The following is a 23,400-nucleotide window of genomic DNA, read 5'->3' on the forward strand; positions in this document are numbered from 1 at the left end:
TAAGGTGTTGTCAGTTTCTTTTACAGGCTATTCCTGTCTCTCACATAAATAAATTTCATCTGCCAGTATTCATGCCTGGTATTCAGTAAGCGGAACAGATATACTTTATCGCTGTCCAGTCCACGCTTCCTTCCCAATGGTATACTGATGTGGTTGGCGCCGCGCTTCAACGGTACAGTGCCTGCATACACCGTTCTATTGGTATTATCCAGCAACAGCAGCTCATAATGCGCGGTGGTATCTCCTGTTTCATTATTATAACTCATCTGCATTTCCTCTCCACACCGGATGATAGACCCATCCAACTCCCTTCTTAACTGCACAAATCCACCGTCTGCATTATCCATCATTTTCACAATACCTTTTACYCGGAAAGTCCAGGTTTCCGTTTGAGCAGCGAATAAATTACCATTACGCGCTATCACCGACCATGCATAAGTGTTAGCGGTATCCAGTGCTGTGGCGCCAGAAGGATAGTTGACAAAATTGTTACGCAGTCCCGGCACCCGCAATACCGGTATGTTCTGTTGTATTGCTTCCTCAGGTGATTGGTTAGAGTGTACTTCTGTAAGTATCATCTCGTATTTCAGATCATTGAACATATTCACCGGCGCAGGTGGAAGCCAGGTAAATTGTGGTAATAGGGAGAGCGACTCACTTTTGTTAGCGGGCATAATTAATAGCGGCGGACTCACCGGTTCTACAGTAAAAGGAATACAATCTTCGCCTGGTTGGTACCCGGATTTATCGCCTTCCACAATAAGACTGTAACAGGCGAGATAGTTGCCCGCAGGCAGTAGTCCATTCACGCTGCGATCTACCGATGCAGCCAGGTATTCATATTGTATCGGCATAAAATCTGCCGCCTGTAGCTGCCTGGCACCTTTACTCATTACAAGGCTGCGGGTAATGCCGGTGAGCACAGGTTGATTGGTGCGCGCATCTGTTAAACGCATGGTGATCCTTACGTTAACCGTAGCATTAGAAGCTGATACCAGTACTATATTCCATAGCTGTGCCTTCAACAACACGCCAGCCGGAGGTAACTGTGCGGTCATACTAACCTGAGCGCCTGCACGAAAACAGCACAGCAGCAACAAGAGGTATAGGAGTTTCTTCATAGTCAATACTTAAAATATTTTGGTATAGGTTAATCTTCCTGTTTTATTTGGTACCAGTCGCCGGTTTACACCCGGCACAAATCCCTTATCTCCCGACACCGACACTTCTCCGAATTTGCGGATACTTATCCTGGCATTTGCCAGATATCCTACCTGTTTTATTTCGTACACAGTCTGGTAATTATACTTTAATCCTGCTCCCAGCTCCAGCCATCTCAGTGGCCGGTATTGCACGCTTCCATCTGCGCCATATACAGCATACTCGGTACTGGTAGCCGTGGAAGCGCCGCCATTAAGTGTAAACTTTCCCAGGAAAACAGTCTGATTCAGCAACAGATTTGTACTGTTGAAGTACACAAAGTTGCTGTCTGACTGATGATTGTAAAATTTAGTTCCGGAGAAAATGGTATTCATTGTAATCCCTCTCAACTGGTAATAATAACTACCCGTTGCTACCAATGTATAGTAAAGGTTCTCCATAAACTTATCGTCACTCAGCTTCATTAACTGAGATGACGGGAAGTATCCAAGTGACAACACCGGCCATTTTTTGCGCCGGRAAGTGGCCTGTATACTTTTAAAGATGGTATTACTTCTATAACTGGAATTCTCAAAAACACTGGTGTATACATTCTGTCTTACGCTTCCTGTCAGTGTAAGCTGTTGCCGGAAAAAAGGCTGTGACACCTGCACCATCCATGCATCCTGCGCGGAACCGGAAGCATACAAACTGAACGACTGAAAGTTAGCGCCCATTCTTTTATACATCCCATTAATACGTGTAGCCGTTAACGGTAAATATGAAAAAGCACTCAAGGCATAGGCCTCATTACTATGATCACTGAAGGTGGTCATACTACTTCCCAGGCCCTGATGCGATGCACTTCTGGCATAAAAGGGAAGAGATGATTTGGCAACCTCTCCTATTACATAATTGTTTCTATCAACTTGCCAACGGCCTTCCAGCGACAATCCCATAATCTTGTAGTCCGGCGTTTCCACAATACCTCCTGCAGGAGGATTAGTATTGAAATTATATACCTGTTTTTTCCCTGTATAGTAAGAAAGGATCAGATGATTTCCTTCTTTCCTGCCAGCTCCCACCCTTATCATGTTGAGATATTGCCGTACACGATTATCATTCACAATAAAATCTCGGAAACGGTAATCTACCATACCTGTTGCAAAGGCCACATACCAGGAAGGGTTTAACTCCGCCTGCACCCCCATAATACTGATATTTTTTGCCGTCAGCTCGGAATAATCTACCATGGTGCGTCCCAACCCGAAAGACTTAACGGCCAACAACATCTTATATCCCTTGGGTAACAGTGAATCCGGCAGATTTAAGGCTTCCAGGTTATTGATCATTTCCTGATCATCCCGGCTATGCTGCAACGCATCCATCAAACTACCTTTCCGGGCACTATAGACTTTCTCTTTCTGATGAAACAACCGCTCATTTTTGGCATATAGCTGTTGTAAGGAATCAAACAGCATCTTTTTCTCTTCATACTCGTGCTGGAATTTCACTAACAAACTATCCTTGCGGGAAAGTTTTACTTCCGGCACACCTCCCAAGCTATCAAGTAAAGGTCGCTTTACACGCGCGGCCAACTGCATCAGCGAATCCTGGATCTTCAACCGGTACTCTCTTTCTTTGGATTCCGCCATCTTCTGTAGTTGTCCGGGGGCCGTAAACCAGGACTTCAATTGGCTCAGTTCATTCCAATCGTTATCCAACCTGGTCTTCATCTGCTCCAATGCTAACTTCTGCTTTAACTTTCCTGCATCCCAGCCTTTTGCTTTGGCCAGTAACATGTTTTTAAAATCCTGATTGCTATATTGAAAATTGATGCCGGTAATATTGCGAAACAACTGGGAATTGCTTTTACTTGTACTAAATGAAAAATGTAAAGGATACTGATCCTTCACTGTTATATCCAGTGTTGTTTGTAACGTATGTTGTTGAATATCCCGCTCCAGGTAAGGAGTATCCGAATTAGACTGGTAGTAACCATCATAGGTAACATTTCCATGCACCACTAAAAAAGGCTTGTGACTTTCAACAACGGGTTCGATGTCAATATGCTTACGGCGGATCGCCTGGTAACGAGTATCTCCACGCGGTGCCTCATATAATACTACCAGTACAGGTAACTTCATTTTGCAACCCCTATGAATATAAAAGAAACTGGTATCTGATTCCCTTCCGCTAATGCCGGGCAGGTGAATCTGCGCCTTACTTTCACAGGCGAGCATTAAAAATACGATAGTTAATATAGCAGCAATTCTTTTCAAAAGGGATCCAAAGGTTAACTTAAGTTGCTTGGCAAGTCGTTAATCCTTTATCAGTAAGGATATAGACAATTGCATTCAAAACATTTTGCACATCGGATCATCTAAAGAGATAAAGTTATCTTCTGGTGAAAAGAAAAAAAAGTTTGAAGAGATGGCATATTCACCCGCTCGGATGCTTTCATAGTATAGGTAATTTTTTATAGGTATTTGCCCATTAAGTGGCGGCCAAATATATCATATTTAATTTATTCTGTACAACTTTTTTAAACACTGCGATGCTATTATTCCACAAAATATCCCTGCTTACAATTCTTCAATCTTTCTATATTGGTATCGGCTATAATAAACGTGCATGAACAACGGAATACCCAGCCGTTAACCAGTGTATTCCGTTGTTTGGAGATGCAATAGCAAATATTTTTCTGCTGCCCGAATGAAGCACCATTCAAACTATCTAGCTGTGAATATTCGCTATCAGAGACTTTAAAAATTTAGTTTTTTTTCAACACCGACCCTATCATCAGTTCCAGTGTCCGTTCATTACTTCCATCTATCCGGAAATCTGTAAACACCAGCTGCCCTTTCTGATCGATCAGGAAATTGGTAGGCTCTCCACGTACTTTATATACCCTGGCCGCCCATTCATCGGTAGCACGTAGCGGAGTAAAGGAATAACCTGTTCCTTTCATAAATGGTAATACATATTCGTCCTGGTCCGGAGAAACATTAATGCCTACATAAGCTACTTCCTGCCCTTTAAATTTGTCCATCACACTTTGGAAATGTGGGAACTCGCCGCGGCAGGGGCCACAACCGGGAAACCAGAAGGTGAGCAATACCACTTTCCCCTTATAATCTTCCAGGGAAGCAGTTCCTGAGGAGGTATACAACCCGAGATTGAAAGGAGGAGCAGGTTTCACCGTTTGCTGCCGTATCTGCCAGATATCGTTTTCCATCTCCTGGGGATTCTTTCCCTGCGCTTTTCCGTACACTTCCAGTTCCTTCCAGATATCATCAGTTGGGTCCTTCGCATAAATCGCGGCAAGTCCATTATAAGCTTCATTGGTATTACCTGCTCCATGTGTGGCCCTGGCTTTCAGTAAGGCTATGAAGGCCTTTAATCTTGTGTAACGCGGCAGCTTTATGCTTGCCAGCAGATCAGTAGCTTCCTGGAATTTCCGCTGCTGCAGATAGGTATTCACTGTAATGATCTTTCCTGCCAATGTATCTTTGGCGCCCCAACCCTCCTGGTCTTTCAGAGAAGTGGCCAGTGCTGCTGCTTTTTCAGGAGCTGTTTTCAGGTAAATACTAAACAGATCATCCATGCCGCCGGATGACCAGCTGAATTTCGCGGGCGGATACAAAGCACGCAACTGCTCATATACTTTTACTTTTTCTGTGGTGTCGTTGCTCCTGGCACCCAGCCAGTATAAGCCCTGGGCGCCGCGTTCATTTTGCGGAAACTTTTTGGCCAGGTCATACAACATAGCCCGCCATTTTTTGCCATCCACCTGCTCAAAATCCATGGCATAATAAAATGCATAGCTGGGATCTGAGGGATCTGCTGCTGACGCTTTCCCCATGTATTCCCTTGCTCCATTCTGATCGCCCCATCGGTCTGCATCAATAGACAAGTCTCTCCAGGCCTGGGCCAGCCTGGGGTCCAGGTTTACTGCCTTTAGCAGATACGGTTTTGCCTTAGGGCTTTCTGCATCAGCAAACGCCTCCCCTATGGCAAAAGGTATGGTAGCTGATGTTGGGAATTGTTTTGCCCACTGAGCATACTGTCCTTTCAGTAATGATATCACCGAATCTCCATTGCGGAAAGAGGCATTAGGAATACTTTTACGGAATGCTTTAATGTAATCATGATGCGCCCCCAGGCTATCCGGATACTTTGTTATCAAGGCCTTTAATTCGTTGATGTCTCCTGTACTTTGTTGTGCTGCAACAGGTATGGCCGGGAGACCCGCAAGCAGCAAGGCAATACCGGCATTCATTATTTTTTTACAAATCATATAGAAGCGTTTTTAGTATTTGTTCTGTTCAATTAAACCGTTACTCGAAATGATTTCTGTGCGGGGAAGCGGTGCCGCAAAACGTCGCCCGTTTTTAGGCAGCGTATATATCTGCGTAGGCTCTCCCACAGATACCTGTGCATTATTGTAAGGATAAAAAGTTCTGCTGAGTACTACATCATCGTTGGGGTCATCATTGTTATTAAACCGCCTGATGTCAAACCAACGTTGTGTGAAAGGCATTTCACGCCTGCGTTCTTCCAGGACCAATTTTATGGCAGCATCTTTACCGGCAGCAACAAGATCTACCCATGGACCGGGTTTCATGCGTTTCGCCCGTAGAGTATTTACAGCAGTCACGGCTTCACTGATGCTTCCGGTTCGTGCCAGGCACTCTGCTTTGATCAGCAGCATTTCTGCAACGGTAGGGCCAGAAGGAATTCTGTCTTTAAAGAAGAAAATGTATCCTGGGTAACTATATGCAGGCTTGATTAAGCCACGGTCGTAAGAATAATTTTCAACGATATGATATTCATAACGCAGGTCATGATCACGATCGTACAGGTCCAGTAATGCTTTACTGGGTATATACCACCACGACTCATGATTCAGCATCCTGAAATACAGGAATTCTTTCCAGCCTATCATGTCGGTCATATCAGACTGGTTGTTGTGCGTATAGGGGTATTTAATGGTGACCGTTTGCGCATTAGGGGTACCGGCATTGATCGTTATATTACCGTCAATGCCATATTTCATTTCCGTGTTATAATCTACCAGGCGGTTGTATTCTGCTAATGCTGCATTCGCATACTTCAGTGCTTCCGCGTAATTATTCCGGTTTAAATAATAACGAGCAGCGAAGCCATTCACCCCCGCCTTGTTGGCCCGCCAGTGACGGGGTATTCCACCTTGCACCAGGGAAACAGGCGTTTTCAATGCTTCTGTCAGGTCTGATTCAATCAGTTCATATACTTTCCCCAATGGCTGGCGTACCACCGGCTCTTCAAAACCAGTACCTAACTTTATAGGCAAGCCGGTTTCCTGCTTATTGGCATCTGTATACGGCACACAATAAGTGTTGGCAAGCACCCAATAGCTGTATGCCCTTATGAAATGCGCATCCGCTTTTATAATTGCTTTCTCTTCATCAGTACCGCTTACTTTGTCCGCATACGAAAGGGCCATATTAGCGTTAAAGATTTTCTTGTATTCACCACTCCAGAATGATTCTCTGCCATCGTCCGGCAGGTTATTAATATCCCAGAGCGTAAACTCTACCTGTGCCATGGAAAATGTGGAAGGACGCGCATTATATAAATCCAGTGGAAGGTCTGCATCATCAGTACTATAAATAGCTGTCCTGTTTCCTTCCAGGTAAAAGGTGCCATAATTATTCAACAAGGCATTTAGCTGTGCTGTAGTGGTAACCACCAGCGAGGATGTTTTATTGGGTGGCTCATTCAGATATTTATCACAGGAAGCAAATAAAGTAAGCATGGCCATGCCCGGCAACAAGCGGTATATTGTATTGATAAACATAATGGCAGATTTAAAGCGTTAATTTAAGTCCGAACGTAAACTTGGGCTGGGGTTTCATGGTGCCCAGCGGGTACTCCGGATCTTCTCCGGAATGGTTGGCCAGAATCGTAAAAAGATCATTACCCTGTGCATATAACTGCAGCCCTGCAATATGCATAGCTGATGCTACCCTGTTTTTCAGGTGGTAAGTAATATTCACTTCCTGCATACGGATATGCGAGGCGTTTTCTGCCAGGTAATTCATGTAAGGATAAAAACGGTCCCAGAAATAAAATTTAGGCTCATCATCATTCATGGGCAGTGGTACTATCTTCATCGGATCTCCCTTCATCACTTCACCCAGTTTATTATTGGGCAATACCCTGGAACCCCATAGTACCGGATAGTTGAACGACATGCGGTTAAACACATGACCGAATTTACCGGTAATGATAAACGACACATCAAAGTCGTATAGCTTAAATGAGTTCACCATGCCCAGTGTATAAGGCGCTACCAGTGTTCCCATATCCTGCATATAATCCCGGCCATCTCCCGGCGTCCATCCTGTAAAATTATAATTGTCCTTCCCTGCACCTTTTACATAAGGTTGTTTGTCATACACGCCCGCATATTGAAAACTCCAGAGCGTATTGGCATCCTTACCCTCCACATAGGCGCCGCTTCCGCCGGAATACAATGTAGACGCTGCATAGTTGGCAACAAACAGTTTGGTGATCTTATTTTTATTATAGGCAAAGTTCACATCTCCCCTCCATACAATATCATTACGTTTAATACGTATGGTGGTACCGGCGGTTATTTCTATCCCCCGGTTGCTCATCTCTGCGTTATTTAATTTCTGGGAAGTGGTACCGTTTACAGCAGGGATAGACAATACGGCGATAAGATCTCTTCCCCTTTTATTGTAAACATCTACTTTACCCCGAAGCTTGTCGCGGAAAAGCGCATAGTCTACCCCCAGGTTCCAGGTGCCTGTTTTTTCCCAGCGCAGCGTAGGATTGCCATAGCTGGAAACAGATGCTTTAAAATCCTGTGTATAAATATCCGGAGTCGCCGTGGTGGAAATCAACGGACGGAAAGCGGTGGACTTATCAACGTTGCCGTTAAAGCCATAAGTCAATCGCACATTCAGCCAATCGATCCAGGAAATACGCGATATAAAACGTTCCTTTTGTAATTGCCATGCCAGGCCAGCCGACCAGAAAGGTGCATAGCGATACTGCGGATCATCCGTGATCAGGTTGGAAGCATCTGTACGATAGCTGCCGGACACGGTGTATTTATTCCTGAAAGTATAGGCGCCATTGGCGAAGAAAGAAAAGTATCTTTCTGTTGCATAAGAGAACGTATTGGTATAAGAGAATGTCTGGTTATTACCCAGCCAGTTCTTAATTGGAGAAAAAGTGCCTCCGGGTCCATTGGGAAATGTACCCAGGGTCAGTGTCTGATCATTATAACCATAGGTTACAGGGTTGCCGAAAGTCTGTGTAACGAAGTTGTTGATTTCAGACCCGGCAATCACATTTACTTCATGCTGTTTTCCGAACCTGCGGTTGAAGTTTACTTGGTTGCGGAAATTATATGATTCCGCCTTACTCCTGCTTTGCGTAAGGATACTGCCTTTAGGAAGATTCAGGGTGATAGCGCCGGTTGACTGATTCCAGCTGGCAGCAGTATTCACCCGGCTTCTTACATAAAAGGTCTGATCATTATAGAGTCCGCGGTTAAAGGTATTAAACAGCTCATACTGGATCTTGCTATCGAACGAAAGCCCCTTCATTAATCTGAACGTAAGCCCTGCCTGTATGCGGGCATTTAACTGTTTGGTACTAATATCCCGGTTGGCTACCTCCTGGATGGGATTGTAGGTCCAGTCAGCATAGGGAAATTTATTCATTGGCACAGACCGGGTTAATATAGGCCAATAATACTGGCTGATATTGGTATAGGAGCCATCTGCATTCAGCAGCATATCGTAGGGCGACAAGCCCTGTATGTCGCTTAGTGATACGCCATTGCTGCGCGCATCATTGTATTGGACCATGGCCGTGGCATTAAAGTCCAGCCATTTAAATACGTTGGCACTGGCGCGGTAATTAAACAGGTAATTATTTCCGCTGGTTCCTTTAAAATTCGACTGCTTTTTCCCGAACAGCAGAGACAGTACATTACTCATCCGTTGTGAGCCACCGTAAAGCGTGAGGTTATACTGCTGATCCAACGGGTTAGCCAACAGGTTTTTTGAAATCTGGGAACGGTTATCCTGTGTTTTTAATTTCTCTAATACAGCATCGCGGTCGGCATTTGACAGGTATCCAAGATAATTTTCGCTCAGGGCTACTGTTGCCTGCGACCATTGCTTCCCATAGTTGGAAGTCAGATCACCGGAATTTACCTGGGCTCCCCACCTGTTAAAAGTCAGTTTCTCATAATCCACTGTTTCGGCAGACGATGCAAGCGGATTTACATAGTCCAGGTTAAATTTACTACCCACACGGGTAAACGCGGAAAACTCTACCCGGAGCGGAACGCCGCGTGCAGATTTTTTGGTGGTAACAACAATGACTCCATTAGCTGATCGTGCTCCCCAAATTGATGCAGCAGCCGCATCTTTCAGGACAGTGATACTTTCTATGTCACCGGGGTTGAGCGTATTAAAGTCGCCCTGTACCGGGAAACCATCTACCACCACAAGGGGAGTTGCAGTCGCATATAAACTGGTTTTTCCCCTGATCTCAAAAGTAGGATTACCATCAACATCCAGCCTGGCCTGCATACCGGCGGTAGTACCAATAAGGCGCTGCGCAATATTAACAGCCGGTTTGTCGAGCTGCGATTTACTGATCACATCAAATGAACCGGTGGCACGCTCCTTTGATATGGTTTGGTAACCGGTAGACAATACCGCTACTGCATCGAGCAGGTTGGTTTTTGTTTTTAATACAATGGTGAGAAAATTTCGCCCATCTGCTTTTATTCTCATTGTTTCATAACCTACACTACCGATGATCAATGTGGCGTTCTCCGCTACACCTACCAATGTAAACTCACCGTTCTCGTTAGTGATAGTACCCATGGCTCTCCCTTCTACGCGTACGCTGACGCCAGGCAGCGCTTTCTCGTTTTCGTCTGTTATGCGGCCACGAATGGTATTGGCAGCCAGCACCTGCAGCGGAAGAGACGGAAAAATACCATTCGGCATACGCCGGATAATAATAAGATGATCTTCTATGCTGTATGTATAAGGTGTTCCCTTAAAACACACATCCAGCGCCTCTCTCATTGTAATATTCTTCAGCCTCAGATGCCGTACTGTATTATTCTCCAGTAAAGTATTATCGGCGATAAAGGAGTAACCTGTCTGGTTTTTTATTTCACCAAGAACATATTTTATAGTCAGGTTTTCCCGTTTGATAGTAATATACTGAGAGTAAGTTTTAGCGCTCAGATGCAGTGCGATGAAGAGTAATAATATGGTCAGTCGCATGATCTTCCAGATTAAAAGAGACAATAATTCGCCCCTGCCCACAGGGGCATTCCCATTAACAATAAGTTTCATAATTTTGGTTTGTTCGGCTGTTACTTTAAAACGAGGTCTTTTAAGCAGATTTGGTTGATAAGGTAGCCTGAATATTATGCCGGAGGTGAGTCGTAATCACTTCCGGCTTTTCTTTTCAGGCATACCGGTGGCCCAACAACTATCCTGTTGTCATATAAATGAGTTTTTGGTTGATGAATAAATTTTTACTTAGCTGAAACGATCAATGTCCGGCCTTCCAGGCGTGCGTTAACGCCATAAACAGTTAATGCTTTTAATACATCAGATAAATATACATTCCGGTCTATCGTACCGATAAAGCCGGTTTCCGGCAATGTTCCCTCGACTTTTATTTCTACATTATACCATCGTGCAATTTTTCTCAGCAGCGCCTGCAGGTTGTTGCTTTCCAGGGAAAGCTGCCCGTTTACCCATGCCATCGCATCGGCTGCATTTTCTACTTTACTCACACTCACCGATTCTTCCCCCGCGCTGGCCTGTGCCTGCTCTCCCGGCTTCATGAGCGTTCCGTTAACCCGTATCAATCCCTCTATCAGGGTTGTTTTCATTACTGGTTCATCGGCATAGGCATTGACGTTAAAAGCCGTACCGATATCTTCTATCACATGTTTGCCTACACGCACTTTGAAGGGCTGCGCTTCGTTATGTACTACCTCAAAATATACTTCGCCGGTAATATCCACGATCCGTTCCTTACCGTTAAAACTCAACGGGTATCGGATAGAGCTGGCTGCGTTCAGCCATACCCCGCTTCCATCCGGCAACACCATTCTCCATTGTTTGCCTTTATCGGTAGTAATTTCATTATACAATACCTCGTTGGTGCCGCCCTGGTATTTTATCACCCCATTCTCTTTCACCACTTTTACCTGTCCCTGTATGGCTACCGTGCCATTACCCGCACTGTCCAGCACAACACTGCTCCCGTCTGAGAGATGCAATACAGCGCCATTACTTCCGGGCGCAATGTCCTTAGCTGCCAATGCAGGCACGCCTACGTTTGTGGCACGTTGCAGCCACCAATACATGCCACTACTGCCCAACAGCAGTATAACGGCAGCAGCGGCTACCCACGCCCGTAAAGGACGCCGGAAGGGTACTTCCTTCGTTTTTCTATCGTGCTGCCGGATGCTCTCCAGCAACTTCGCTTTTATTTCCTCTTGCAGCTCCCTGCTTTCTCCGGCGTTGTGTGCCTCCTTGTTCAGGTCATCCAGGCTGTCCATATAGCTTTCAATAAAGCATACTTCAGCCGGGGACGCCTGTCCCGCCTCATATTTCCTGAGTATAGATAGCAAATGTTTCTGGTGCCAGTCAGAAAGCTGCATAAAAAGCCTTTTTTATATAGTCACAAAAAAAAGCGCAGCTTCCCGGAAAAAAAAGATATTTTTTTTCTCGGCTTCATTTTAGTGTATAAAAAGATGCAGGATGACGGCTATTGTACCAAACCTGGTACGCAGATGCCGGAGAGAAAGACTTAAATTATTCTGTATTGTTTTGGGGGAGAGATTCATTTCCAGCGCAATTTCCTTTACAGACAATTCTTTCAGGAAATATTGTATAAAGATCCGGCGTTGCGTTTCCGGCAATGTATCCACCCATCCTTCCAGCAGCTTTATAAAATCCTTTTGTTTCAGCAGCTGGTCGGCCTCGTAGGGAGAAAAAAGAAGCGTTTCAAATAAGTCGAAAAAAGCGGGGATCTTATTACGATTGATATAATTAATAAGCCGGAAACGGACGGCCTGTTCCAGGTATGCCGGCAAATGGCTGATGGTTAAACCTTCCCGGCGCTTCCAGATATCCAGGAACACATCGTGCACAATTTCTTTTGCCTGCTCTTTGTCTGCCTGTTTGCGGCAGGCCGATTGATAGAGCCGGTTCCAGTAGCGATCATAAATTTCAGTAAAGGCCGCCTCATCGCTGCGCGCAAGCAGCGATATCAGTTGCTCATCTGTATATACATCATACTGAGACATAAAAAATAGACACAATGGTTGGTACTATAAAGATAAACTGTTTTCATTCAGATGTTTAAAAAGAATTTTCAGGAGTGAAAGGCCCGCGTGACGATTAGCGGGTTGCAATAATAAACAATCTTGGAAAAGGCAATAACACGGTACCGTTATCATATACCGGATATGCTTTGCTTATTTCAGTGGTATATCTGGCCAGAAATGCGGCGCTTTCCTCCTCATTCAGGGGATCCAGGAACGGGCGAAGTCCGGTACCTTTAAACCACTCCACGATGGCCGCCGCACCGCCGGCAAGTGGATGATAATAAATAGTGCGCCATATATCTAATGTCTTTACCTGGTTACGCAGGTTTTCGTAATACCAGCCGGCCCCTTCACGTGCTACCCGCTTTGATGCGTTCACCAGCTTTGCAGCCCATGGACCTTCAGCAGCCACTGATCGCATTAATTGTTGGGCGGGTTCTTCAAAATTGTCAGGCATCTGCACCGCTAAACTTCCACCCGGATTGAGTTGATGAATCAGCGATGGAAAAAGCGTTTTATGATCAGGTACCCACTGCAAAGCGGCATTAGCCAGGATCACATCGTAATGCCCGTTACCTCGCCAGGTTGAAATATCTGCTACCTCAAATCGAAGATCCGGCATTCGTTTGCGCGCTGCTGCTATCATATCTTCAGAACTATCCATTCCCGAAACAATGGCAGCAGGAAAATGAAGGTGAAGTAACTCGGTCGAATTACCCGGACCACATCCTATATCCACTGCCGTCTTTACTTCCGTGGTAGGTATATGCGCCAGTAAATCTACAATAGGTCGGTTGCGTTCATTTTCAAACTTAGTGTATTGTTTTGCAGACCAGCTGTCGTTTTTATTTTGATCAGACATTTTGTAAACTTTTTCTATCTACAATATTATTCGATATTTAAACAGGTAAGCACAGCACTTTGTTAAATATTGTTCCGGCAGAAATAATAAAAAAGATAGACCTGCTGTAAAAGCCGGCCTGTCTAAATAACTATATCTCCAAATGAAAAGCTATGTCTTTTAATTTCTATTTTTGATCTGTTAAATGAGGTGTGCCGGGGTTGTCATCAGTAGCTTCACACAGTCTCACATTCATTTTAAATACATAATACGCCGGATGAAAGAACAGCTAATTACCCTGATTCAGAAACTAAAAGACAATTCACTGCCGTTCAAAGAGGTCATTGAATTTATAGAAACGTACTATCAACATCAGCCTACCGCCTTTAAAAATGGAGAGGCGCATAATGAAGCCACCCAAAATCAGGGCAGTGCCAAAGTTTTTGCCTTCGCTCAACTGAATCACCTGAGCCAGGAAGATACTCTTTACTTATTTGCCGAACACTATCAATCTGTATTAAATACGCCGGATGGAACAGACCACCAGAATATCAGGCAATTCATGATTCATGGCTGGTCAGGGATTGTTTTTGAAGGACAGGCATTATTGGCGAAATAAGATAATACCTGGTGTGAACGATGTGTTTACACCTTTAAGATACAGTTAAAAAGAAGGGATATAGATCAATGATTTATATCCCTTCTTTTTTGAAGTTAAAATAGATAGCTGTTGAATCACTCTTGCAGGCTTTACTATAATAAAAAGGGCTGACTGAAAATATTTTCAGCCAGCCCTAAAGACCTGTTTACATTGCTGCTTATTGTGGATATAATATCTGTGTTGCAAGAACATCTCCAGCTGTAAATCCATTCCATGGAAGCACGGTGGAATTCATCACAGAGTTTGGATCTGAGGTAGGCGTTCCGGGTATTAATGTACCAGAGGTTTGGTTGGTGTGGTGGAAGCCTATTGTATGACCAAATTCATGGGTTATAGCAAACAGCTTCTGACTGGCGGCAAGCGTATTGAAATTGGAATTAATTTCAACACTTACACCAGGTGCACTATTTGATCCTGGCAGATAAGCCCTGGCTATCCAGTTTGCACTTTCAAAACCCATAAAAATCCGGGTGTTTGCATTGGCCTGACTGGCTACAATAGACATACCGAGACGGGTGCCATTCACTGCGTTCCAGTTGTTTACCGCACCCTGAATGGCTGTTTGCCAGTTGGCAGGTACTGCAGGGTCAATGTAAAACTTAATGTTGGTATTGTAAGCATTACTTACAATGTAAGTGCCTCTCCGTTGTTCTGTTTGAGGAACACCAGACTGTTGTTCTTTTTTCCAGTCTGCAACACGTTGTTTAAGTTCAGGAAGGGTGATAATAATATCATTTTCTATAACAACACGGTCTTTATCAAAGACAATATGCTGTCGGTCAAACCCCTGATTTACCAGGTAACTTGTCATATCTTCTACTGCATTGGGAGCTGGTGTCGGGTCTTTCAATTCTTTGTCATTCTTTGAGCAGGAGGAGAAGAAGATCATTAAAGATGCAATACAGAGTACCGCGCTAATGTAGAATCCATTAGGGTGTTTCATGCTAGTACAGATTTTGGGTTAAATAATTGGGTTAAAATAATTGGGTTAAATGATAAACTAAAACTAACGCCTATGGCGGTAATATTGTTGCAGTTTAGATGTTGGAATACCAAAGACTTAAACAAGCAGAGATGGCGGGACAATCACACAGTAAAATAGCTTAATATATTAATATTTATTTATTAACAGATAATAAACCCTGTAGACGTTTTGTAGCCACCTATCAAGGCTACTGTAGTAAATCTGTAGGTGTATGAAAATATGGTATCCCATACCAACCACCTATTTTTGAGAACCCGGGATCACTCAATTTTCCAGGTATCCTAAAATGTAAACCGTACAAAAAATAAAAAATGATCAGAAAGATTAAGCAATTAGCAGGTCCCTTGTTATTATTATTGGTCACCAGCTCCATTCTTCAAGCCCAGTCATCTTCTTCGCTACTGCTGGTATATGATGATTATTCAGGTAAAAGAGGTCTTACCTATTGGAAAAATGGAGAGATGATCCAGCTAACAGATGGAAAAAAACATGCCGGGGCATCAGCCATTGCAATATCCGGAAATGATGAGTATGTCGCTGGCTATCAGGATAATGATGCAGGAGAGCCTGTTGCCACCTATTGGAAAAATACGAAAGCGATCACTCTCTCTGACGGGAAAACGTATGCAAAAGCAGTGGGTATTAGTGTATCCGGCTCAGATGTACATGTGATTGGAAATAATGGAAAACTGGCTATGTATTGGAAAAATGGAGCCGGCACCTCATTGGGAGAAGACAATAAATTGTATGCTATTGCCCTTAGCGGAACAGATGTTTATATAGCCGGTTACCAGGTAAGTGATGAGGGAGAATATGTTGCCACCTGCTGGAAGAACGGGAAAGCGCAAGCGCTGACAGATGGCAAAAAAAGCGCAGAAGCCCATGCTATTGCCGTATCCGGCAATGATGTGTATGTGGCGGGATTTGAAATCAATTCAGCTGGCGAGGAAGTTGCGGTGTATTGGAAAAATGGCGAGTCTGTCGCACTTCCGAATGGTTGCAGAGCAGATGCGATTGCCGTATCCGGTAACGATGTATATGTGGCCGGGATTGACAGAACCCAGGCCGGCGCCAATGTCGTTGTTTACTGGAAAAATGGAAAAATTGGCCGGTTGACCAATGGAAACGAAGCTGCAGGGGCTGGAGTAAGGGCTATCACCGTATCAGGAAACGATGTTTATGTGGCCGGCTACCTTGATGGCATAGCCACCTATTGGAAAAACGAAAAACCGGTAAGTCTGAATGAGATAATAGGCGGAATAACCGGGATAATTGTCAGGTAAGAAAGAATCAGGGATGCCTTCCCGAAAAAACGGTCTTGCCTCACGGAGATATTTTGATGAATAAACCCTTTAAACCTGCTTTCTTTCAATAGTATCTCCTTTTTCTGTTACAGCTCGCCATAGCATCGCTACTATGGCGAGTTCTGACCTTATACATCCGGACCTCATCCCCGCATCAAGTCCACCTCAAGTCCACATCAAGTCCACCTCTACTGCAATGATACTATATGTACTAAGCAGGTCCCAGGCATAGGCTCGGCAGCGTCTACATAATAAAAAGGCAATGTTGACTATAATGATAGGGGGTCTTAATGCACTATATCTTAAAAGAAGATAAAATCCCTTGTGATGCAGGCTTTGGGGCAGCTGGCAACCCTGGATCCTCAGCATTCTTCCTTTAGATTGACTAAACTTTCTACTTAAAATTTACACCATCTCACAGGTTTTCAACCTGATCCCGAATTACCACTAAAAATCTGCTTTCTAAACCAATACAAATAAAAAAAGTTACTGAAAATCCAGTGACCTTAAAGTTCAGATTACAGAAGGGCAAAATCAGGATATTAAAGACATTAACATGTTGATTATAAATATTTTACAAGCATCATCGTGGCACTTTTTTTTACAAATAAAAAGTGCCACGAATGACGCCCATTATTACCTGGAAATGTTGCGATTTTTGGGCATTCCTAAGCAAAAAAAAGCCTGTAGATGTAACATCTACAGGCTTTTAGTACCTTTTCATTAGTCAAAAAGTGGAGATGGCGGGAATCGAACCCGCGTCCAAACATATTCGCCGAAAGCTTTCTACATGCTTATTTACGCATTGTTTTGTCGGGACCTGGCAGGGGCGTAACGAACCAACCGTGTCCTTATCCGTTGTAGCTTCAGTATTCACTCACAGAAACCATGAATACCTATCCCTATGGGTTTATGATTCGGCGGCGGAAGTCACATAAGGCGACAACTTCAAGCGGCTATAATGGGTGTCTAATCTATGATTAGGCAGCCATGGCGTAATTAGATTCGCCAATTAGAGTTTGAATATTCAGATTATCGTGCTAATTATCCAACGCACGGCATGCTTACACTTTCAAAGATCTATGCTGTCAAAACCAGGCATCCCCGGCAAATAGGCGACAAAGATACGTTTTTTCTGTCAAGCGTCAAATAAAAAAAGTTGCAGAAGAAAAAATATTCTCCTGCAACTTTCTTTATTACAATAACTTATGTGTCTATACTAAGAAAACCATTTGCTGATACTTCTCCAGATATCCAGTCCATTTGCAAACAGGAGCAAACTAAACAGGAGCACCATACCCACTATCTGTGCATATTCCAGGAACTTTTCGCTGGGTTTACGGCCGGTAACGATCTCGTATAACAGGAAGAGTACGTGGCCACCATCCAGTGCCGGGATAGGCAGGATATTCATGAATGCAAGGATAATAGATAGGAAAGCTGTCAGCTGCCAGAAGGAAACCCAGTCCCAGGCTTCCGGGAACAGGTTGGCAATGCTGCCGAATCCACCCAGTGACTCTGATACCTTTACTTCTTTGGAAACAAAGATCAAGCGGAATTGTCTGATGTAGTCTACCAATTTATCAACACCTTTCTGATAACCCGCCGGGAATGATTCCAGGAAAGTAAAATGCCTGGTGTTGTAATTGAAAGGAACCTTTGGATACACACCGAACTCGCCTTTCTCTGATAAAGTAGTAGACATGTTCAGGGTATCTTTACCACGAAGCACAGTAATGAAGACATCTTCTTTTTTATGTTTCCGGATCTCTTTGGCAAAATCGCTAAAAAAGGGAACCGGAACACCGTTGATCGCTATCAGCTGATCCCCTTTCTGTACTTTTACTTTGGCAGCGGCACTTCCGGGCTGCACGCTATCCGCTACAAAAGGAAAACGTGGCATCGCAAAAGGAGCCTTCTGTTTCAGCAATGCTCTGATAAAACCATCTGGCACAGGAATACTTACTTCCTGCCCATCGCGTGTTACCTGTATGCTTTTAGCTTCATGCAGGATCACATCTCCGGGGATAGATTCAAAAGACTTTACAGGGCGATGATCAATGGCAATGATATTATCACCATCTTTTATACCAATACTATGTGCGAGAGAATCTGCTACTATACCGTATTTCACTTCGCTTACCGGCAAATAGGTTTCTCCATAATGCCATAACAGCATGGCATATATAAAAAATGCCAGGAGTATATTTACGGTAACTCCACCTATCATGATGATCAAACGCTGCCAGGCTGGTTTTGCCCGGAACTCCCAGGGTTGTGGGGGTTTCGCCAGCTGTTCCTTGTCCATGCTCTCATCTATCATTCCGGATATCTTTACATATCCTCCTAATGGTAACCATCCAACGCCATATTCTGTTTCTCCTTTCTTGATCTTAAAGAGAGAAAACCACGGATCAAAGAACAAATAAAATTTTTCCACCCTGGTTTTGAACAGCTTAGCCGGGATAAAATGGCCTAACTCATGCAACACTACCAAAATAGAAAGTGACAGTAATAACTGCCCTGCTTTCACCAATATTACCTCTGTAGTCATTTAATTATTTCTGCTTTAATCTGCCTAATATATCAGTTTTAATACATATTCCGGCAAAACTCTTTGTTAATTTTTATTGGCAATTTTATATAACGATAGAATTGATAAGGGAAGCAGCATGTTCGCGTGCAGCATTATCGCATTCATAATAATCGTGCAGGGTGGGGGTTTCAATAAACGGTATCTTGCCCAGTGTTTCCTCAATTACCTCTGTCATCTGCAGGAAGCCGATCCTGTTTTTCAGGAAGGCATTCACTACTTCTTCATTGGCAGCATTCATTACACAGGCAGCATTTCCACCTTTGTGCATTGCTTCAATGGCAATAGCCAGGTTGCGGAATGTTTTGGTATCCGGCTGCTCAAAAGTGAGCGTAGGATAGTTCCTGAAAGAGAACCGCGGGAAATCATTCGCCAAACGATCAGGATAACCCAGTGCATACTGAATAGGCAGTTTCATATCCGGTAAGCCCATCTGTGCTTTCAGGGACCCATCTATAAACTGTACCATAGAATGAATGATAGATTGTGCATGTATCACCACTTCAATATTCTCTGGTGCCAGGCCAAACAACCAGCGAGCTTCAATCATTTCCAGCCCTTTGTTCATCAGGGTAGCGGAATCGATCGTTATTTTGGCGCCCATGCTCCAGTTAGGATGTTGCAGGGCATGATCTTTCTTTACATTAATCAGGAAATTGGGCTTTTTACCCAGGAAAGGTCCGCCGGAAGCAGTGAGAATCACTTTCTCCACTTTGCTGAAAGGCTCTCCCAGCAAGCATTGGAAAATAGCCGAATGCTCAGAATCGACCGGTATAATAGGTACATTTTTTCTACGGGCGGTAGCCATCACAATATCACCTGCTACTACCAGGGTTTCCTTGTTGGCCAATGCCACCGGGGTACCCTGCTCAATAGCAGATAAAGTAGGCGCCAGACCTGCAAATCCCATAATAGCCGCCAGCATCATGTCAATAGAGCTCCAGGCAGCTACTTCCACCATGGCTTTGGGACCGGCAAATACTTTAATCCCTTTATCAAATAATATGTCTTTTACCTGCTTGTACTTTGCCTCGCTACCTATTACTACCGCATTAGGTTTGAATTTCAGCGCCTGCTCTATCAGCAGATCTGCATTCTGCTGTGCGGTCAGTACTTCTACACTAAATCTGTCGGGATGCGCAGCGATCACCTCCAGTGCCTGTATGCCAATGGATCCGGTTGACCCAAAGATGGCAATCTTTCGTTTATTCATTACGGTGATTTACTTTTTTTACAGTTAACAAAAAATGAAGAATCAGCTGCCGGTAATTACCTGACAGCTGTTGCTGCTTTGAATCGCCGGTTATTTTTGTAAATATGCTGCCAGTTCATCTGCCAGCTTTCTGTCATTACTCAATCGAGGTACCTTATTTTGTCCTCCCAGTTTTCCAATAGCTTTCATATAATCGATAAAGCCCTGTTTGCGAACAGTCCTTATCTTCAGGGGTTGCAATATATTACCTGTCAGCAGATCATCGTAATAAATATTTTTCTGACGCATGTTTTCATTTACTTTCTGCGCAAATGCAGTCAGATTGTCCGGCATATTCTCAAACTCTACAAACCACTCATGGTAAGGTAATTCACCATTGGTTTGCACCATCGGGGCTACCGTAAACTCTGTAATATGCACATTTTCTTCTGCTGCGGCCTTCATCAGGCTATGCTCTACTTCCTCTCCGATCACGTGTTCACCAAAGGCAGAGATAAAATGTTTAATACGGCCGGTAACCAGCAAACGATACGGATTTACAGAAATGAACTTCACCGTATCACCGAGGTTATAACCCCATAATCCGGCGTTGTTGTTGATCACCATAGCGTAATTTACACCGGTTTGCACATCTTTGAGCGATAACCTGGTCGGATTTTCATTGAAAATCTCGTGGGCAGGAATAAACTCATAGTAGATCCCGGAATTGGTGTTCAACAGTAATCCTTCCTGCTCCTGCGAATCCTGGAAGGCAAAGAAGCCTTCTGATGCCGGAAATGTTTCCAATGTATGGATGGGTGCGCCAATGGAAGCCATCAGCTTGGCCCGGTAAGGCTCAAAGTTCACGCCCCCATATACCATCACATCAAAATTTTTAAATATCTCTTTGATGCGCTTTCCATTACTACGCTCCATCAAACGGTCAAAATACATCTGTACCCATGGTGGTATACCACTGATCAGCGTCATATCCTGGTTGATGGTCTCTTCTACAATCTTGTCCAGCTTGGTTTCCCAGTCATCAATACAGTTGGTTTCGTAAGATGGCAGCTGGTTAGTGCGCAGGTACCGGGGAATATGGTGGTTCACAATGCCGCTCAAACGACCTGTAGGAATACCACCTACCCTTTCCAGCTCCGGAGAACCAGACAGGAAAATCATTTTTCCATCTGCAAACGCTGTATTGCCGGTTTCCCCCATATAGTTCAACAAGGCATTACGGGCGGTATCCATGTGGTTGTTAACCGATTCTTTGGAGATGGGAATATATTTCACGCCACTGGTAGTGCCGGAGGTTTTGGCCAGGTAAATCGGCTGTCCTTTCCACAGTACATTCTGCTTTCCCTCCTTAATTCTCTCTATATATGGCTTAAACTGCTCATAATCCCTTAGTGGTACAGCCTGCTTAAACTCCTCATGGGTTTGAATGGCGTTAAACTTATGCTCTGTCCCAAACTCTGTCTTTTTGCCTGTCTTTATCAGCTCCTGCAGGATAGCATCCTGATCTTCTACCGCCCTTAACATTTCCTTCTTTATCTTATTATGTACGATTGAAGCAAATGGTTTGGCCAGCAGTGATTTAAACTTCATGCCTGTTATTTTATGATTGAGAGACTCAGAGAATTACGAATTACGAATTACGAATTACGACACCAAAGCGGATAATGACTATTAATATAAAGGAGTAAACAACTCAATATCTGCTGATTATCATCCGCTTTGGTATCGTAATTCGTAATTCGTAATTCGTAATTCTCTCACCCGTAAACGACAAAAGTATACAAATTTGCGTTGGTTTGTACAGCAAGATAGCTGTTTTTAAATGATCCGGAAATAGCATAAACAGGTGGATATTGCGGTCCGGCACCTGAAAGTATAATTTGTTAAAATAATTTAAAATTCAAGAAAGTATGTATCTTTGAAAAGATTAAGCTTTTGTCGGTCCTTCACATGTGTTTATACATTGTGATTTAAAAAAGACCGAAAAACTTTGTCTATTAAAAAACAAAAGGTTACTTTTGCGGAAATTATATTTTGGATAATTATGTTTGCAGTTGTAAAAATCGCAGGTCAGCAATTTAAAGTACAAAAAGACCAGGAAATTTTTGTACAGCAGTTACAAGGAAATATTGGAGACAAGGTGGAGTTTTCCGATGTACTGTTAACAGATAATGCTGGGACGCTGTCCGTAGGCACTGATGTAAAATCAGTAGTAAAAGCAGAGATTCTGGCTCATGTTCAGGGTGACAAGGTCATCGCTTTCAAGATGAAGAGAAGAAAAGGCTTCAGAAAGAAAGTTGGTCACAGAACCCACTTTACAAGAATCAAAATCAATGAGATAGCTTAATTAAGTTTAGGCTAAATTTTTTATTAGACAAGTTTAAAGTAATTATACAATGGCACATAAAAAAGGTGAAGGTAGCGTTAAGAACGGCCGTGACTCCCACAGCAAAAGGCTGGGAGTAAAAATCTTCGGTGGTCAGCCAGCTATCTCCGGTAACATCATCGTTCGCCAGAGAGGTACGGTTTATCATCCCGGTCAAAATGTAGGTCTTGGTAAAGATTTTACCATTTTCGCAGTTAGTGATGGAGTAGTTGAATTCAGAAAAGGTCGCGAAAACAAAACTTACGTTTCTGTTAAAGCATTTGATACCACTGCTCAGGCGGAAGCCTAATCAGTGTTAGCCATAAAGTTTTTTTTAATACCCAATTTTTTTACTAACCCAAATTCAAAAAACAATGGCAACAATTAAAAAAGCGGCTGCTAAAAAAGCTGCGCCTAAAAAGAAAGCTGCTCCTAAAAAAGCCGCTGCAAAGAAAGCTGCTCCTAAAAAAGCTGCTGCTAAGAAAGCTGCTCCTAAAAAGAAAGCCGCTGCTAAGAAAGCTGCTCCTAAAAAAGCTGCTGCTAAGAAAGCTGCTCCTAAAAAGAAAGTAGCTGCTAAGAAAGCTGCTCCTAAAAAAGCTGCTGCTAAGAAAGCTGCTCCTAAGAAGAAAGCTGCTGCTAAGAAAGCTGCTCCTAAAAAAGCTGCTGCTAAGAAAGCTGCTCCAGCTAAGAAGAAAGCCGTTGCTAAGAAAGCTGCTCCAGCTAAAAAACCAGTTGCTAAGAAGAAAGCTGCCCCTAAAAAGGCTCCAGCTGCTGCTCCAGCAACTCCTGCAACTCCGGCTAACTAAGATCGGAATTACAAAATGTAGTTATAAGGATCCTGGCATTTTTGCCAGGATCTTTTTTTTAATTACGAATTACGGAAGAATTACGGATTACGGA

At 43.6% G+C, this 23,400-nt stretch carries 17 protein-coding genes and 1 other RNA gene; 5 read left to right on the plus strand and 13 right to left on the minus strand.

Annotated features, from left to right (window positions below; all coding sequences use genetic code 11):
• Positions 1-20: 20 nt before the first annotated feature.
• The 8 genes from AB4Z08_RS30640 to tam all read right to left on the minus strand — a co-directional run bounded on the left by AB4Z08_RS30640 (position 21) and on the right by tam (position 13,400).
• Complete coding sequence (locus AB4Z08_RS30640) at positions 21-1,121, minus strand: hypothetical protein (protein WP_441577605.1); 1,101 nt, start codon at positions 1,119-1,121, stop codon at positions 21-23.
• A 9-nt stretch (positions 1,122-1,130) separates the two neighbouring features.
• Complete coding sequence (locus AB4Z08_RS30645) at positions 1,131-3,422, minus strand: hypothetical protein (RefSeq protein WP_441577606.1); 2,292 nt, start codon at positions 3,420-3,422, stop codon at positions 1,131-1,133.
• Positions 3,423-3,913: 491 nt separating this feature from the next.
• Complete coding sequence (locus tag AB4Z08_RS30650) at positions 3,914-5,440, minus strand: redoxin domain-containing protein (RefSeq protein WP_441577607.1); 1,527 nt, start codon at positions 5,438-5,440, stop codon at positions 3,914-3,916.
• A 12-nt stretch (positions 5,441-5,452) separates the two neighbouring features.
• Positions 5,453-6,982, minus strand: a complete 1,530-nt coding sequence (locus AB4Z08_RS30655; protein WP_441577608.1) for a RagB/SusD family nutrient uptake outer membrane protein — start codon at positions 6,980-6,982, stop codon at positions 5,453-5,455.
• A gap of 10 nt (positions 6,983-6,992) precedes the next feature.
• On the minus strand, positions 6,993-10,544 hold the full coding sequence (locus AB4Z08_RS30660; protein ID WP_441577609.1) for a SusC/RagA family TonB-linked outer membrane protein: 3,552 nt from the start codon (positions 10,542-10,544) through the stop codon (positions 6,993-6,995).
• A gap of 185 nt (positions 10,545-10,729) precedes the next feature.
• A complete protein-coding gene (locus AB4Z08_RS30665) occupies positions 10,730-11,869 on the minus strand; it encodes a FecR family protein (RefSeq protein WP_441577610.1) in 1,140 nt (379 codons plus the stop codon).
• A gap of 78 nt (positions 11,870-11,947) precedes the next feature.
• A complete protein-coding gene (locus AB4Z08_RS30670; protein WP_441577611.1) occupies positions 11,948-12,517 on the minus strand; it encodes an RNA polymerase sigma factor in 570 nt (189 codons plus the stop codon).
• A gap of 94 nt (positions 12,518-12,611) precedes the next feature.
• On the minus strand, positions 12,612-13,400 hold the full coding sequence (gene tam, locus AB4Z08_RS30675; RefSeq protein ID WP_441577612.1) for a trans-aconitate 2-methyltransferase: 789 nt from the start codon (positions 13,398-13,400) through the stop codon (positions 12,612-12,614).
• Positions 13,401-13,656: 256 nt separating this feature from the next.
• On the opposite strand from tam, the gene AB4Z08_RS30680 reads away from it, so the two are divergent.
• Complete coding sequence (locus AB4Z08_RS30680; RefSeq protein WP_441577613.1) at positions 13,657-13,998, plus strand: HopJ type III effector protein; 342 nt, start codon at positions 13,657-13,659, stop codon at positions 13,996-13,998.
• 199 nt (positions 13,999-14,197) lie between these two features.
• Here AB4Z08_RS30680 and AB4Z08_RS30685 read toward each other — a convergent pair whose 3' ends face one another.
• Positions 14,198-14,983: a M57 family metalloprotease gene (locus tag AB4Z08_RS30685; protein WP_441577614.1), complete on the minus strand. Its 786-nt coding sequence runs from the start codon at positions 14,981-14,983 to the stop codon at positions 14,198-14,200.
• A gap of 353 nt (positions 14,984-15,336) precedes the next feature.
• On the opposite strand from AB4Z08_RS30685, the gene AB4Z08_RS30690 reads away from it, so the two are divergent.
• Positions 15,337-16,308 (plus strand): hypothetical protein, encoded by a 972-nt coding sequence (locus AB4Z08_RS30690; RefSeq protein ID WP_441577615.1) that lies wholly within the window; start codon positions 15,337-15,339, stop codon positions 16,306-16,308.
• A gap of 753 nt (positions 16,309-17,061) precedes the next feature.
• Here AB4Z08_RS30690 and ssrA read toward each other — a convergent pair.
• The 4 genes from ssrA to AB4Z08_RS30710 all read right to left on the minus strand — a co-directional run bounded on the left by ssrA (position 17,062) and on the right by AB4Z08_RS30710 (position 21,725).
• Positions 17,062-17,435, minus strand: a transfer-messenger RNA (tmRNA) gene (ssrA, locus tag AB4Z08_RS30695).
• Positions 17,436-17,548: 113 nt separating this feature from the next.
• A complete protein-coding gene (gene rseP, locus AB4Z08_RS30700) occupies positions 17,549-18,883 on the minus strand; it encodes an RIP metalloprotease RseP (protein ID WP_441577616.1) in 1,335 nt (444 codons plus the stop codon).
• An 85-nt stretch (positions 18,884-18,968) separates the two neighbouring features.
• A complete protein-coding gene (locus AB4Z08_RS30705; RefSeq protein WP_441577617.1) occupies positions 18,969-20,135 on the minus strand; it encodes a 1-deoxy-D-xylulose-5-phosphate reductoisomerase in 1,167 nt (388 codons plus the stop codon).
• Between the two features lie 90 nt (positions 20,136-20,225).
• Positions 20,226-21,725, minus strand: a complete 1,500-nt coding sequence (locus AB4Z08_RS30710; RefSeq protein ID WP_441577618.1) for a GH3 auxin-responsive promoter family protein — start codon at positions 21,723-21,725, stop codon at positions 20,226-20,228.
• A 400-nt stretch (positions 21,726-22,125) separates the two neighbouring features.
• On the opposite strand from AB4Z08_RS30710, the gene rplU reads away from it, so the two are divergent.
• The 3 genes from rplU (at position 22,126) to AB4Z08_RS30725 (ending at position 23,306) form a co-directional block, all read left to right on the plus strand.
• Positions 22,126-22,482 carry a 50S ribosomal protein L21 gene (rplU, locus tag AB4Z08_RS30715; protein ID WP_331957880.1) on the plus strand — a complete coding sequence of 119 codons (357 nt, stop codon included), beginning with the start codon at positions 22,126-22,128 and terminating at the stop codon, positions 22,480-22,482.
• 49 nt (positions 22,483-22,531) lie between these two features.
• Positions 22,532-22,810 carry a 50S ribosomal protein L27 gene (gene rpmA, locus AB4Z08_RS30720; RefSeq protein ID WP_133809043.1) on the plus strand — a complete coding sequence of 93 codons (279 nt, stop codon included), beginning with the start codon at positions 22,532-22,534 and terminating at the stop codon, positions 22,808-22,810.
• A gap of 64 nt (positions 22,811-22,874) precedes the next feature.
• Positions 22,875-23,306, plus strand: coding sequence for a hypothetical protein (locus AB4Z08_RS30725; RefSeq protein ID WP_331957894.1), 432 nt, complete (start codon positions 22,875-22,877; stop codon positions 23,304-23,306).
• Positions 23,307-23,400: the final 94 nt, after the last annotated feature.

Source organism: Chitinophaga sp. RAB17, assembly GCF_052114225.1.
GTDB lineage: Bacteria > Bacteroidota > Bacteroidia > Chitinophagales > Chitinophagaceae > Chitinophaga.